This window comes from Alkalimonas delamerensis, from assembly GCF_030717955.1.
GTDB classification, from domain to species: domain Bacteria; phylum Pseudomonadota; class Gammaproteobacteria; order Enterobacterales; family Alteromonadaceae; genus Alkalimonas; species Alkalimonas delamerensis.
Window position 1 is genome coordinate 315,091 of sequence record NZ_JAUZVY010000002.1, and the last position, 14,446, is coordinate 329,536.

General features: G+C 54.0%; 8 protein-coding genes. 7 read left to right on the forward strand and 1 reads right to left on the reverse strand.

Translation table 11 applies throughout. From position 1 onward, the window contains the following. Positions 1-16: 16 nt before the first annotated feature. The 7 genes from Q3O59_RS05920 to cls all read left to right on the forward strand — a co-directional run bounded on the left by Q3O59_RS05920 (position 17) and on the right by cls (position 13,233). Positions 17-1,378: a DUF1329 domain-containing protein gene (locus Q3O59_RS05920; protein WP_369812357.1), complete on the forward strand. Its 1,362-nt coding sequence runs from the start codon at positions 17-19 to the stop codon at positions 1,376-1,378. A 71-nt stretch (positions 1,379-1,449) separates the two neighbouring features. Next, positions 1,450-2,484 (forward strand): WD40/YVTN/BNR-like repeat-containing protein, encoded by a 1,035-nt coding sequence (locus Q3O59_RS05925; protein ID WP_305944696.1) that lies wholly within the window; start codon positions 1,450-1,452, stop codon positions 2,482-2,484. A 3-nt stretch (positions 2,485-2,487) separates the two neighbouring features. Beyond that, on the forward strand, positions 2,488-4,806 hold the full coding sequence (locus Q3O59_RS05930; RefSeq protein WP_305944697.1) for an efflux RND transporter permease subunit: 2,319 nt from the start codon (positions 2,488-2,490) through the stop codon (positions 4,804-4,806). Positions 4,807-5,040: 234 nt separating this feature from the next. Then, positions 5,041-9,876, forward strand: coding sequence for an NAD-glutamate dehydrogenase (locus tag Q3O59_RS05935; protein ID WP_305944698.1), 4,836 nt, complete (start codon positions 5,041-5,043; stop codon positions 9,874-9,876). Between the two features lie 87 nt (positions 9,877-9,963). Next, entirely contained in the window at positions 9,964-10,974 is a 1,011-nt protein-coding gene (gene pyrD / locus Q3O59_RS05940) for a quinone-dependent dihydroorotate dehydrogenase (RefSeq protein WP_305944699.1), read from the forward strand. 130 nt (positions 10,975-11,104) lie between these two features. Beyond that, positions 11,105-11,623, forward strand: a complete 519-nt coding sequence (locus Q3O59_RS05945; RefSeq protein WP_305944700.1) for a cell division protein ZapC domain-containing protein — start codon at positions 11,105-11,107, stop codon at positions 11,621-11,623. A gap of 104 nt (positions 11,624-11,727) precedes the next feature. Continuing rightward, a complete protein-coding gene (cls, locus tag Q3O59_RS05950; protein ID WP_369812358.1) occupies positions 11,728-13,233 on the forward strand; it encodes a cardiolipin synthase in 1,506 nt (501 codons plus the stop codon). Here the strand turns inward: cls and Q3O59_RS05955 are convergent. Further along, positions 13,230-14,426 (reverse strand): amino acid deaminase, encoded by a 1,197-nt coding sequence (locus Q3O59_RS05955; protein ID WP_305944701.1) that lies wholly within the window; start codon positions 14,424-14,426, stop codon positions 13,230-13,232. The two genes, cls and Q3O59_RS05955, sit on opposite strands and share 4 nt — an antisense overlap. Positions 14,427-14,446: the final 20 nt, after the last annotated feature.

Here is a 14,446-nt window from a genome sequence, read left to right on the forward strand (position 1 = left end):
AGGGACGAGAACCATTATGAAAAAACTCACCCTCCTGGCTAGTGCGGTAGCCATGGTTATTAGCTGCAGTGCACTGGCAAAGATCACGCCGGAGCAAGCTGCTCGTCTTGGACAGGATTTAACGCCGATTGGGGCAGAACGAGCCGGCAATGCTGAAGGAACCATTCCTGAGTGGACCGGTGGCATTTTGACACCGCCGGCTGGCTTTCAACCAGGCGATCATCATCCGGATCCTTTTGCCGATGACAACGTCTTGTTTGTGATTGACAGCAGCAATGTCAATCAGCACCGTGACAAATTGAGCCCAGGACAAATTGCGTTGTTTGAGCTGTATCCGGACACCTTTAAAATGCCGGTGTATCCGACACGTCGCTCAGCTTCGTTCCCGCAGTATTTTTACGATGCGACCAAAGAAATTGCCACCAAAGCAGAGCTGATTGAAGGTGGTAACGGCTTGGCCAATGCGGCCATTGGTATTCCTTTCCCAATCCCAAGCAACGGTCTGGAAGCCATTTGGAATCATATTGTGCGTTACCGCGGCGTATCAGCAACCCGAAACGGTGGTCAGGCAGCTCCGACCGCCAGCGGTGCTTACACTTTTATCGGTTTCGACGAACAGATCATGTTTAAGTACTCCCATCCGGATGCAACCCCTGAAAACCTGATGGCGGAGAACATTCTGTTTAAGTTCAAGCAAAGCGTGACCTCACCAGCCCGTCTGGCCGGTACTGCCTTGCTGGTACACGAAACCATGGATCAGGTTGCTACACCACGTCAGGCCTGGACTTACAACACTGGGCAGCGTCGTGTGCGTCGTGCTCCTAATGTCGCCTACGATGCACCAGGCACAGCGTCGGATGGCCTGCGGACCACCGATGACTTCGATATGTTCAACGGCTCGCCGGATCGCTACAACTGGGAGCTGAAGGGCAAAAAAGAGATGTACATCCCGTACAACAGCTACAAGCTGCACAGTAACGAGCTGAGGTACAGCGACATTCTGATGCCAGGTCACATCAATCCAGAGCACACCCGTTACGAGCTGCACCGGGTCTGGGTAGTCGAAGCGACTTTGAAAGATGGCATGCGTCATGTGTATGGCAAGCGGGTGTTCTACATCGATGAAGACAGCTGGCAAATCCACGTCGCCGACTTGTACGACAACCGTGGCGATCTGTATCGGGTGGCGATGGCGCATGGCCTGAACTACTACGAAGTCCCAACGCACTGGAGTACACTGGAAGTTTTCCATGATCTGAATTCGCGTCGTTACATTGCGCTGGGTCTGGACAACGAGCACCCAATGTACGATTTCTCTGTCACCTTAAGTGACAGTGATTTCACACCAGCTGCTTTGCGTCGTGAAGGCGTGCGTTAATTCACCCCAACACGCTTTGAAAACGGCTGAGTTTCTCAGCCGTTTTGCAATCTAACCCGAGAATAAGTCCGATGAAATTTGCCTGCAGTATTTCCATTGCCCTGGGCGCTTTGTTGTTCATCAGCGCTCCGGCAATGGGCACCAGCTCAGAGGTGTCACCAAAAAGCGCCGTGATGGCGCCTCTGGCGGCACAGTCCCTGCTTACCGACATCCAGCGCTTGCCTTCCAATCGCCTGGTGGCTGTTGGTGAGCGTGGCCATATTCTGTTCAGCGACGATGGGCAGCACTGGCAGCAAGCCGAGGTACCGGTGCGCGCCAGCTTAAATGCACTGTATTTTGTGGATGAACTGCATGGCTGGGCGGTGGGGCATGATGCCACCATTTTGTACAGCTCAGATGGGGGTGAGCATTGGCAGCTGCAGCAATTTTTGCCTGAGCTCGACAAGCCGTTGCTGGATGTGCTGTTCGAAAACAGGCTGCATGGCATTGCCGTTGGCGCCTATGGTTTGATGTATCGAACCGAGGATGGTGGTCAGAGCTGGCAGGTAGAGTTTCATTTGGAGTTGCTCGATGAAGAGGAGCAAGACTATCTGCTTGAATTGAAGGACGACGACCCTGAGCTCTATGCCATCGAGCTGACAGCCATTCTGCCGCATTTTAACCGGCTGTATCAGGCCGACGGTCAGCTGCTGATGGTGGGTGAAGCCGGCTTTATGGGCATCAGTGACGACTTTGGGCGCCATTGGGAGTTGTTGGAGCCTTTTTACCACGGGTCCTTGTTTGATGTGGCGGTAACGACTGAGGGGCATTGGTTGGCGGTTGGGTTACGCGGTCATGTGTTTTTATCCGATGATGAAGGCGACAGCTGGCAGGCGATGGTGCTGGACTCTCAGGCAACCATTAACAGCGTCATTGTGCAGCCAGAAGCCATTTACCTGACCGGCAATGCCGGTTTATGGGCGGTGAGCACCGATCAGGGGCAAACCTTTCGCTTTAGCACCGAAGTGGAGGGGCGGGCCATCGTCAATGCCGTGCCTTTTCAGCAGCAGATGATCCTGGCAACCGAGCTTGGGATCCGACAGTTACCGCAACAGAAGTCAGACTAAGCCATGAGTTTAAATCGATTCGTAAATAAATTTGAGTATGCCTTGTTTCGCCACCGTCTGGTGGTGTTGGCGATTTTTGCCCTGGCGACTTTCTTCCTGTTGTTTAAAGCCACCCAAATTCAGCTGGACGCCGGTTTTAGCAAAAATATCCCGCTAAAGCATGAGTACATGCAAACCTACATGCAGCATGAGCAGGATTTTGGTGGCGCCAACAACATTCTGGTGTCGATGTGCGACGCCAGTGGCGATATCTTTAATGCCAACTTCTTTGAGACCTTGCGTCAGGCGCACGATCAGTTGTACTACATTCCCGGCGTCAACCGGGTGCAGGTGCGTTCCCTGTTCAGTCCCAGTACCCGCTTTGTGGAAGTGGTTGAAGATGGCTTTGCCGGCGGCCCGGTGATCCCGGCCGACTTTGTACCGGATCGACGCGGTCTGGCCCGGGTGCGGGAAAATGTTGAAAAAGCAGGTATTGTGGGCCGGATGGTTGCCGATGATTACAGTTGTGCCATGATCAATGCGCAATTGCTGGAAATCGACCCTTCGACCAATGAGCGGCTGGATACCATTCAGTTTGCTGCCACCTTAGAAGACAAAATCCGTGGTCAGTTCGAAAGTGACCAAATCAGTGTGCATATCATTGGCTTTGCCAAGATGGTGGGTGATGTTGCCGAGGGAGCCAAAGGCGTTTTGGTGTTTTTTGCCATTGCCATAGCTATTACGTCGCTGATGGTGTTCTTCTTTTCACGCTCTTTGATGTTGACGGTCTTGCCGATTGCGTGTTCCTTGATTGCTGTGGTCTGGCAGGTCGGCTTGCTCTCGGTGATCGGCTTTGGCATCGATCCGATGTCGATTCTGGTGCCATTTCTGGTCTTTGCCATCGGGGTCAGTCATGGTGTGCAGATGATCAACTCGACCGGCAAGCGGGTGGCATCGGGGCTGGATGCCAAGACCGCCGCTCAGGCCAGCTTCCGTAAGTTGCTGGTGCCGGGTGGTGTTGCCTTACTGTCCGATACCGTTGGCTTTTTAACCTTGTTGATCATTGAAATCGGTGTCATCCGCGAGCTGGCCATTACCGCCAGTCTGGGTGTGGCAGTCATTATTCTGACCAACCTGATTTTGCTGCCGGTACTGATGTCCTATGCGCGTTTTAGCAAGGCCTATCAGCAACGGGCAGCAGCCGGTAATCCAACCGCCGACAAAATCTGGTACCGCTTATCGGCGGTAGCAACCAAGCCAGTTGCGGCTGTGGTGCTGGTGGTAACGGCGCTGTTGTTTATTGCTGCGACCATACAAAGCCAACACCTGAAGATTGGTGACTTGCATGCCGGAGCGCCAGCCCTGCATGAGCATTCCCGCTACAATCAGGATACCTTCCTGATCACCGAGCGCTTTGCCATTTCGGTCGACTTTATCAATGTGATGGTGGAAACCGTGCCCAATGCCTGCACCCACCACGACATTATGGAGCGGATTGATCAGTTCCAGTGGCAGATGCTGAATGTCCCCGGGGTGCAGTCGGCTGTGTCGTTGGCTTCGGTAGCCAAAACCATCAATGCCGGCTTTAACGAAGGCAATGTGAAATGGCGGGTGTTGCCACGCACCACGCAAAGCCTGGTGCAGGCATCGGCCCAGATTGAAACCGCCAGCGGTTTGCTTAACCGTGATTGTTCGGTGATGCCGGTGATCCTGTTCCTGGAAGATCACCGGGCGGAAACTCTGGCCCGGGTGGTGCAGGCTGCCAAAGATTACGGCCATGAGCTGGGGGATGAAGATACCCGCTTTATGCTGGCTTCCGGCCCGGCGGGTGTAATGGCTGCAACCAACGAAGCGGTTTCTGAAGCCCAGCGGCCGATGATGCTCTATGTCTATGGTGCGGTCATTATTCTTTGTTTGCTCAGCTTCCGCTCAGCCCGTGCAACGGCTTCGGTGGTGATCCCGCTCTTTGTGGTCTCGACCATGGCGATGGCATTGATGACCTTGCTGCAAATTGGCCTGACGGTATCCACCTTGCCGGTGATTGCGCTGGGGGTTGGTATCGGGGTTGATTACGGCATCTACATTGTCTCCAGCATGAGTCAGATGCTAAAAGACAGAGTGCCGATGCGTGAGGCCTATTACGAAGCGTTGAAAGAGCGGGGCAGTGCCGTGCTCTTTACCGGCATTACCCTGGCGATTGGGGTCAGTACCTGGGTGTTCTCGGCGCTGAAGTTCCAGGTTGACATGGGTATTTTGCTGACCTTTATGTTCCTGGTGAACATGCTGGGCGCCATTTTGGTGCTACCCGCTTTGGCCGCTTTTTTCTGGCCAAAGAATAAATAATGCAAAAAAAGTTTATGCATGACTAAACATGAAAATGGCCGAAAGGCCATTTTCTATTTAGGGGAGTTGCATAAGTTGTCACCAGGCCTTGCCAACACTGGTTGCACCAGTCTAAAACACTGAAATAAAGCTCGAAAATGGCTACAATAGTGACTACACTTCGCAGCTAACGCGCGCAATGGTGCGACGTTGAATCATGCCCTTAGCGTCATGACGTCAAGAAAGGATATGAAAATGGCACTGATAGATGGTCAACCCTCTGTACTACTACAAAACGTAAAAAAACTGATTCAGCAAAAAGTAAAAGAGCAGCCGGCTTTGGTCGAAAAATTCGCTGCCATCCTCTATGGCAGCATCGCCTCTGAAGATCTGATTGGCCGCAACGACAGCGACCTCTACGGTGCTGCTCTTAGTCTGTGGAAAACTTTCAACAACCAGCAAAAAGATGGCGCTGTGATCCGGGTGTTTAACCCTGAGATTAGCCGGCATGGCTGGGAGTCCAAGCACACCATCGTCGAGATCGTGGTGCACGACATGCCATTTTTGGTCGACTCGGTGCGGATGGCACTGAGCCGGCAAAATATCTCGGCACACTTTTTTGTCCACCTGCCATTGCAAGCCAAGCGCTCAGAGCAAGGCAGCATCGAAGATTTCGACAAATTAGGCGCTAAAAGCAAAGCCGATACCCGCCAGACCGTGTTTCATATCGAAATTGACCGTCAGACCGACAAAGCTGCCATCGACGCTTTAACCGATGAGCTGCACTCAGTGATGGAAGACGTCAGCCTGTCGGTGCAAGACTGGCAGCAGGTGCGCGAAAAGCTGAAAAGCGTGATTGCTGCTTTACCCAGCGACAAGTCGCAGCATCAACAGCGCAAAGACCACATCGACTTCCTGAACTGGCTGGTGAAAGACAACTTCACCTTCCTGGGTTACCGCGAGTACAAGATCAAGCCGGTTAAAGGCGATTACCGCATTGAAGGGGTTGCCAATACCGCATTGGGCTTGATGCGCCGTGCCGATGCCAAAGATCTGATGTTGTCCGAGCTGCCAGAAAATGCCCGCCACCAGGCACTGGATGACTCCTTGTTGATTTTGACCAAGACCAACCACAAATCCCGGGTCCATCGGCCAGCGTACATCGATTACGTCGGTGTTAAGCAGTTCAACGACAAAGGTGAGGTTGTTGGCGAGCATCGCTTTATTGGTCTGTATTCAGCCACCCTGTACAACAACAGTGCCGCCGATATCCCTTTGCTGAAGTCCAAGTTGGCCGAGGTGATGGCCATGTCGGAATTCACACCGGGTACTCACGCTTACAAAGCCTTGCTGAATATTCTGGAAACCTACCCCCGGGATGAGCTGATCCAGGCCAGCCCAGACGATTTACTGGATGTGGCCACCGGGGTGTTGCAAATGCAAGAGCGCGACATGACCCGGGTCTTTATGCGCAAAGACACCTTTGGTCGCTTCGTTTCGGCCATGGTCTATGTCCCGCGAGAGCGTTACAACACCCAATTACGTCGGGAAACCCAACAGATCTTCCAGCAGTTTCTGAAAACCGATGAGCCGGTTGAGTTTACCACCTTCTTCTCCGAGTCGGTGTTGGCCCGTACCCACTACATCATCCGTATCCACGATAGTCATGTTGAGCTGAATGTGAAAGAAATCGAACGCAATCTGATCGAAGCGGCCCGTACCTGGGAAGACAAACTGGAGTCTGCACTGGTCGGTGTCTATGGCGAAGCCAAAGGCCGTGAGTTAGCCCGCAAATACGTCAATGCCTTCCCGCGTGGCTACAAAGAAGAAATGCTGCCAAACGATGCCCTGGTCGATATCGGCAAGCTCGAATCGCTGAACGACGAGCATACGCTGGAAATGCTGTTTTATCAGCCGCAGGAAGAAAAGGCCAACAGCAAAGCGGTGCGGTTGAACCTGTTCCATAAAGACAAACCCATCCATTTATCCGATGTGCTGCCGATGCTGGAAAACTTTGGCCTGCGGGTCATTGGTGAAACCCCTTACCCGGTGAAATCTCCCGATGGCGCTGTCAGCTGGATCCTGAACTTCACTATGGAGCTGAACTGCGAACTGCTGAATGAATTCGAGCAGGCTCAGCAGGACTTCCAAAGCTCCTTTGCCAAAGTCTGGGCCGGTCAGCTGGAAGACGATGGCTTTAACCGCCTGATCCTGGCGGCTGGTTTGTCCGGGCGCGAAGCCGCTTTGCTGCGTGCCATTGCCAAGTACAAACGCCAAATTGGCGGTACTTTCAGCCAGAACTACATTGAAACCACCTTCAGCCGTTACCCACAACTGGCCCGCTTGATTGTGGAACTGTTCAACGGCAAGTTCTCACCGTCCAGCAAGGTCTCTGCCAAAGCCATCGAGAAGCTGGAGCAGCAAATTACCGAAGAGCTGGAGCACGTTGCCAATCTGGACGACGACCGCATTATCCGGCGCTTTGTCGATATTGTGCATGCCATTTTGCGCACCAACTACTTCCAGCCCGATGCAGCCGGTTTGGAGAAGCCGTACATTTCGATGAAGATCAAGCCAGAGCTGATCCCGGAAATTCCATTGCCAGTGCCAGCCTTCGAGATTTTTGTCTATTCACCACGGGTCGAAGGGGTGCACTTGCGCTTCGGTAAAGTTGCTCGTGGCGGTTTGCGCTGGTCGGATCGTCGGGAAGACTTCCGCACCGAAGTGTTAGGCCTGGTCAAAGCGCAGCAGGTAAAAAATACCGTCATCGTCCCTGTGGGCGCCAAAGGTGGTTTTGTCTGTAAGCAGCTGCCGGAAACCGGTGGCCGTGAAGCCTTTATCAACGAAGGCAAAGCCTGTTACCGCACCTTTATCCGCGGTTTGCTGGATGTTACCGACAACATCGTCAAAGGCGAGATTGTGCCACCTAGCGATGTGGTGCGACTGGACGAGGACGATCCTTATTTGGTGGTGGCGGCCGATAAAGGCACCGCGACCTTCTCGGATATCTCCAACAGCATTTCCGAAGAGTATGGCTTCTGGATGGGCGATGCCTTTGCCTCAGGCGGCTCCAATGGCTACGATCACAAAGGCATGGGCATTACCGCCCGTGGTGCCTGGGAATCGGTCAAGCGTCATTTCCGCGAAATCGGCATCGATTGCCAAAGCACCGATTTCACCTGTGTCGCCATCGGTGACATGGCTGGGGACGTGTTCGGCAACGGCATGCTGCTGTCGAAGCACATTCGCTTGCAGGCTGCCTTCAACCACATGCACATCTTCATTGATCCAAACCCGGATGCGGCTAGCTCCTACAAGGAGCGGGAGCGGATGTTCAAGTTGACCTCATCCACCTGGGAGGACTACGACAAATCCCTGATCTCGGAAGGGGGTGGCATCTTCCTGCGCAGTGCCAAGTCGATCAAACTGACACCGCAAATGAAGAAAATGCTCGGCACCAGCAAAGCGACCATGACACCGACCGAGTTGATCCGGGCTTGTCTGGCGATGCCGGTCGATCTGATTTGGAACGGTGGTATCGGCACCTACATGAAAGCCAGCGATGAAAGCCACGCCGAAGTCGGTGATCGCGGTACCGAAGCACTGCGCTTAAATGGCAAAGAGTTCAAAGCCAAAATCTTTGGTGAAGGCGGTAACCTGGGGGCAACTCAGCGTGGCCGGATTGAATTCGCTGCTCAGGGCGGTCGCATCAACACCGACTTTATCGACAACGTCGGCGGGGTGGATTGCTCGGATAACGAAGTTAACATCAAGATTTTGCTGAACGCCCTGGTTGCCTCTGGCGATCTGACCTTGAAACAGCGCAATGCTTTGTTGGTGGATATGACCGATGATGTCGCGCGGCTGGTGATTGAAGACTGTTATCAGCAAACCGAGAGCATTTCCATTTCAGGCCTGCTGGGTGCGGATCAGCTGAAAGAATACACCCGCTTTATCCATACGCTGGAAAAAGACGGCAAATTAAACCGTGAGCTGGAGTTCCTGCCATCCGATGATGAATTGTCGGATCGCATGGCGCGAGGCCAGGGCCTGACCCGTCCTGAGCTGGCGATCCTGACTGCTTACGGCAAGATGGTGTTAAAAGAGCAGCTGGTACTGCCAGAGATTTATGAGAACCCGTACTTTAAACAAGAGCTCTTTGCTGCTTTCCCGGAAGTGCTGCAGAAAAAGTACAGCGCCGAGATGGAGCAGCACCCACTGAAAGGTGAAATCATTGCCACCAAGCTGGCCAACCAGCTGGTCAATGAAATGGGCCCGAACTTCGCCCAGCGAATGCGCGAAGAGACCGGCAGCAGTGTGGCAGAGCTGTTGTTGTGCTATGCTATGGCGCGCGATTTGCTGGATGTGCCCAGCCATTGGGATGCGCTACGGGCCTTGGATAACAAGATCCCGTCCAGCCTGCAAACCAAGTTGCTGCACCAACTGCGCCGCACCTTACGCCGGGCGACCCGCTGGTTCCTGCGGCATCGCAATAAGGCACTGGATATTCAGCAAACACTGGACTTCTTCAAGCCGGCCTTTAAAGAGTTATCGGCCAACCTGCCGCGCTTTATGGCAGAAAAAGAGATGGCCGAACTGGATAAGCAATTCAAGGCGTACCAGGACAAAGGGGTTCCGGAAGCGACTGCACGTTATCTGGCTTACCTCAGCACTGTCTTCTCAGTGATGGACATTGCGCAGGTTGCCGATGCCGAGCAAACCTCACTGGCGCTGACCGCAGAGATTTATTTCAAACTGGGCGACAGTCTGGATCTGCACTGGTTCCTGGAGCAAATTACCCATCAGCCGGTTGCCAACCATTGGCAGGCACTGGCCCGGGCCAGCTACCGCGAAGAGCTGGACTGGCAGCAACGCTCTCTGGCGGCTGTAGTGGTACGCAGCTGTGGCGGCGCATGCGATGCCGAAGCTGTAATTGCCAGTTGGCTCGAGGAGCACGACGCCTTGCTGGAGCGCTGGCGAATGATGCTGGCAGAGTTCAAAACCACCAAGACTCATGAGTTTGCTAAGTTCTCGGTGGCCTTGCGTGAACTGATGCTGCTTAGCCATCATTGTGAGCCTGTTAAATCCTGATTCTTCAGGGTAAACTAGCCCGCAGTTTAACCTCCGAAACCCCGGTTAATCACCGGGGTTTCTTTTGCACAGCCCGGAGTCTTTGCGATGTTTTATCCCTTTGCCAGAAGTCTGATGTTTGCCTGTGATGCCGAACGCGCCCATAACTTAGCGTTAGGGACTTTGAAGCGCTGCGCTCATTCCCCGCTGGCGATGGCGTGGCGGCAGGATGTGCCGGCGAGGCCTGTGACGGTGGCCGGGATCCAATTTGATAACCCGGTTGGCCTGGCTGCGGGCCTGGATAAAAATGCCGACTGCATCGATGCCTTTGGTCAAATGGGATTTGGCTTTATCGAAGTAGGCACCGTGACGCCGCGTCCTCAGGCCGGCAACGACAAGCCGAGAATTTTCCGCTTGCCCAAAGCTGAGGCCATCATTAATCGGATGGGTTTTAACAACAAAGGGGTGGATTACCTGGTACACAACGTGAAACAGGCCAGTTATCAGGGCGTCCTGGGCATCAACATTGGCAAAAACAAAGACACGCCAAATGAGCAGGGCAAAGACGATTACGTGCACTGCATGCGCAAGGTCTATCCGCACGCCAGCTATATTACGGTCAATATTTCGTCGCCCAATACGCCAGGCTTGCGTGAATTGCAATACGGCGATGCGCTGGATGAGCTGCTGCAAACGGTACGCAACGAGCAACTCGATTTGCAGGCACAGTACGATAAGTACGTACCAGTCTTTGTCAAAATTGCTCCGGACATGGACCAAGCCGAGGTGCAGCAAGTGGCTTTGGCGCTGCTGCGCAACAAAATGGATGGTGCCATTGCCACCAACACCACTTTAGCGCGCACCGGGGTTGAAGGCATGAAGCATGCCGAAGAAGCCGGCGGTTTAAGCGGCTTGCCGGTGCAACAAAAAAGCACCGAGGTGTTGCAGCAATTGCGTCAAGCCGTGGGTAAGGACTTTCCGCTGATTGGGGTAGGGGGCATTGTCGATGCTGCTTCGGCCCAGGCCAAACTGGCAGCCGGCGCCAACTTGCTGCAATGTTACACCGGTTTTATCTACCGCGGGCCGGCGCTGGTCAAGACGATCGTCGACAGCCTCTGACGGATCCTGCACCCCTTATAAGGATCCTGGCAGGATCCTTTTTTATTAGAAGAAATTCGAATTTCACTTTGATCATAAGTTGTTATACTTGCAGAAATGATCAATATTTCTAATAGCTTAGGATTGCCTTATGCTGTCACCGTCGGAACACTGGTGCTGGACTTACTGCCCACAGCGGCAACAGTTGGTGCTGGACATGAACGCCGAGCTGGCGTTTCCGGTGCCATTTGGCCCTGAGCAACTGCATCTTCCGGCCAGCGAGCAAGCCTTCACCATGCAGGATGCCGAGCGTTACTGGCAGCTGCTGGAGGTGTTGGAGCAAGGTGGGCTTGATGCCGAGCAGCGACTTTACTTCACTCTGACGGCACTGGCTGCCATTAACTTTATGCGCGCTCAGGGGCATAAAAGCTGGTACTTTGCCGACATCGCCAATCACCGGCCGCTGCATTCCTTGCAATTGGTCGAGCTGGTTGGGCAGCAGGGCGTCTTAGCGCTGGTGCTCACCACCGATGGCCAGTGCGCCCAAACCTTGTTGCTGCAACCCGCCGTCACTTTAACTTGCAAAGCTTTAGCTACCGGTACTGTGCTGCGTTTGCTGACATCCCGCCTTCGTCCTTATCAGGCTGCGGTGATGCGGCGCTCTGCCTGACTAAGGTCAACACGTCCTGGCACCCAGTTTGGCTTGTTGCGCGACCTGCCTTGCTGCTATAGTACGGCCTCAGCGCGAAACAGCCGGATGCATGATGCCCAGTTATGATTAAGAAGTTTTCTGCCCTGATCCGCCAGGTGGCGGGGAAGCCTTTGCCTGCGATCCCCGGGGTGCCAGTGCTGAGCAAGCGCCGCCGTCTGATGGTGGCCATTATGCTGTTGTTTCATGTGTTGGGGGCGCTGTCGTCGCTCGATGCACTGATGTCATCGCGCACCTCGCAGGGCAGTATCGCCTGGATCATTTCGTTAAACACCTTTCCTTATGTCTCGGTACCGGCCTATTGGATCTTTGGCCGCTCTAAATTCCAGGGCTATGTCATTTCGCGCCGTGAAACCGACTCGGATCTGTGGTTAAAGCATCAATTGAAAATGTCGACCGTCGACCGTTTTCAACTGCAAAACAGTCGGGTTCGCGGTAGCCTGCAAGCACTTGAATCACTGGCGAAAATGCCGGTGTTAACTGGCAATGAAGTCGAATACCTGATCGACGGTCAGGAAAAGTTCGACAGTATTTTTGCCGGCATTCGCGCCGCCGAACACTATGTTCTGGCGCAGTACTACATTATTCGCAACGATGAGATTGGCCAGCGTTTTCAACAAGCGCTTATCGAAAAAGCCGAGCAGGGTGTGCAGGTCTTTCTGCTGTACGATGAAATTGGCAGCTACCGGCTCGGTCGTCGTTATCTTCGTCAATTGGAGCAAGCCGGTGTCCAGGTTCGGCCTTTTCACTCCACCAAAGGGCCGGGCAACCGATTTCAGTTGAATTTTCGCAATCACCGCAAATTGGTGATCACCGATGGCAAGCATGCCTGGCTCGGTGGGGCCAACATTGGTGACGAGTACCTGGGGTTAAGCCGGCGCTACGGCCATTGGCGGGATACTCACCTTAAAATTACCGGCCCTGCAGTGATGAGTGTGCAGCTGTCTTTTGTCGAAGACTGGTATTGGTCCAGCGATACCATTCCAGATCTCAATTGGGACGCCACACTGTCCGACCGGGCCGATTTACCCATTCTGATACTGCCTTCCGGCCCGGCCGATCGGCATGAAACCGCCAGTTTGATGATGCAGCACCTGATCCACAGCGCCGTCGATCGATTCTGGATATCCAGCCCTTATTTTGTGCCGGATGAAGGGGTGCTATCAGCACTCAAGTTAGCGGCGTTGCGTGGGGTGGATGTGCGCATTCTTATCCCGGAGCGCACCGACAACTACCTGGTGTATCTGGCGGCTTATGCCTTTGTCGCGCCCTTAATTGAGCTTGGTATTGAGATCCACCGCTATGAAAAAGGGGTGCTTCACTCCAAGAGTTTTTTGATTGACGACAACCTCAGCAGTGTGGGTACCGTCAATCTGGACAACCGATCTTTCCGGTTGAACTTTGAAATCACCGCGCTGATTGCCGGCGATGAACCGAACCAGCGCTTAGAGAAGATTTTCCAGACCGACTTTGATCGCTCCCGCATCATGACGGTGGAGGAAATTGAGAACAAATCCCTGTTCTTCCGTGCTTTGTCCCGTGCCGCCTATTTGATGGCTCCGGTGCTTTAAAAGCGGGTTTCCATGGCCAGCAGTGGGCGATAGGCATCGTCCACCAGCCAGATGCTGCGCCACTTGTCAAATGTCAGGCAGGGATGCGAGCCACCCAGCAGCACCACATCGCCTACCTGCAACTGCAGATCCGCTGGGTAGGGCCAAAAACAGTGCTGGTCCATGATGCGCTCGGTCTGTCCGTTGGCAGGATCAAAGGGCAGCCGCTTGCCATCCCGATACAACGCCAACACCTGTGGCATACCGGCATCGTGCGCAATATCACGCTTGCCAAGGCCAAGGACAGCCAGACCTGGCTCGGGCAAGGACTGCACAAAAGCTGCGACCTCAAGCGCCGGTTGCAAGTCGCCACCCAGTTGCTGCGCCAGGGCGCTGCGAGCCATCACTTGCTGCTGTGCTTTGGCATAGAGCTGGTGATCATGGCTGATGTAACAACCGGGACGTAATACCACCTCCATGCCGTGCTGTGTTGGCAAGCTCTTCAGCACCTCAGCCACAATGTCGTACCAGACCGAGCCTGCCCCGGTCAGCAAGGCTGTTCGGGGGGCAATAAAATGTTGCTGCAGTTGCAGGCAGAGTGCTGCCGCCTCAGCAACCCACTGCCGCACGCCGGCTTCATCCTTGGCGATGCCTTCGTAAAACTCCAGCCCAGCCAGCAAGAGCCCTGCTGATTGTTGAATTTCACTGGCCAAGCTAAGACAGGCATCGCCATGGCGAAGCCCGCAGCGCCCGGCCAAAGTCCCCAGCTCAATCAAGCAAGGCAGCTGGCAGTCTTGCTGACTAAAGAATGCTGACAATTGCTGCACATTGGTTGCATCGTCGATGCAGCAATAAACCGTCACCCCTTGTTTGAGCAAATTGGCAATGATTGCCATATTGCCCTGGCCCACCAATTGATTGGCGAGGATAATCTTGCTGGCTCCGGCCTGGGCTGCGATGGTCGCCTGGTACGGAGTGGCAACCGTCAAGCCCCAGGCCCCTGCGACCAACTGGCGTTTAAATATTTCCGGGGTCATGCTGGTTTTGCCATGCGGTGCCAGCTTCACACCCGCGCGTTCGGCAAAGGTTTGCATCCAATGAATGTTATTGTGCAGCGCACTTTGACGAATGATGGCGGCCGGCAAAGGCAACTGACCATCGAGCAGACACGCCTCTGACGGTTGGTGATAGCAGGGATCGGCTTTGTGTTGCATGCAGGCTCCTTGAACGCAAT

Excerpts from the sequence above, each read along its gene's own strand:
- cls (WP_369812358.1), top strand. The coding sequence starts at position 11,728 with ATGATTAAGAAGTTTTCTGCCCTGATCCGCCAGGTGGCGGGGAAGCCT.
- pyrD (WP_305944699.1), top strand. The coding sequence starts at position 9,964 with ATGTTTTATCCCTTTGCCAGAAGTCTGATGTTTGCCTGTGATGCCGAA.
- Q3O59_RS05930 (WP_305944697.1), top strand. The coding sequence starts at position 2,488 with ATGAGTTTAAATCGATTCGTAAATAAATTTGAGTATGCCTTGTTTCGC.
- Q3O59_RS05955 (WP_305944701.1), bottom strand. The coding sequence starts at position 14,426 with ATGCAACACAAAGCCGATCCCTGCTATCACCAACCGTCAGAGGCGTGT.
- Q3O59_RS05920 (WP_369812357.1), top strand. The coding sequence starts at position 17 with ATGAAAAAACTCACCCTCCTGGCTAGTGCGGTAGCCATGGTTATTAGC.
- Q3O59_RS05945 (WP_305944700.1), top strand. The coding sequence starts at position 11,105 with ATGCTGTCACCGTCGGAACACTGGTGCTGGACTTACTGCCCACAGCGG.
- Q3O59_RS05935 (WP_305944698.1), top strand. The coding sequence starts at position 5,041 with ATGGCACTGATAGATGGTCAACCCTCTGTACTACTACAAAACGTAAAA.
- Q3O59_RS05925 (WP_305944696.1), top strand. The coding sequence starts at position 1,450 with ATGAAATTTGCCTGCAGTATTTCCATTGCCCTGGGCGCTTTGTTGTTC.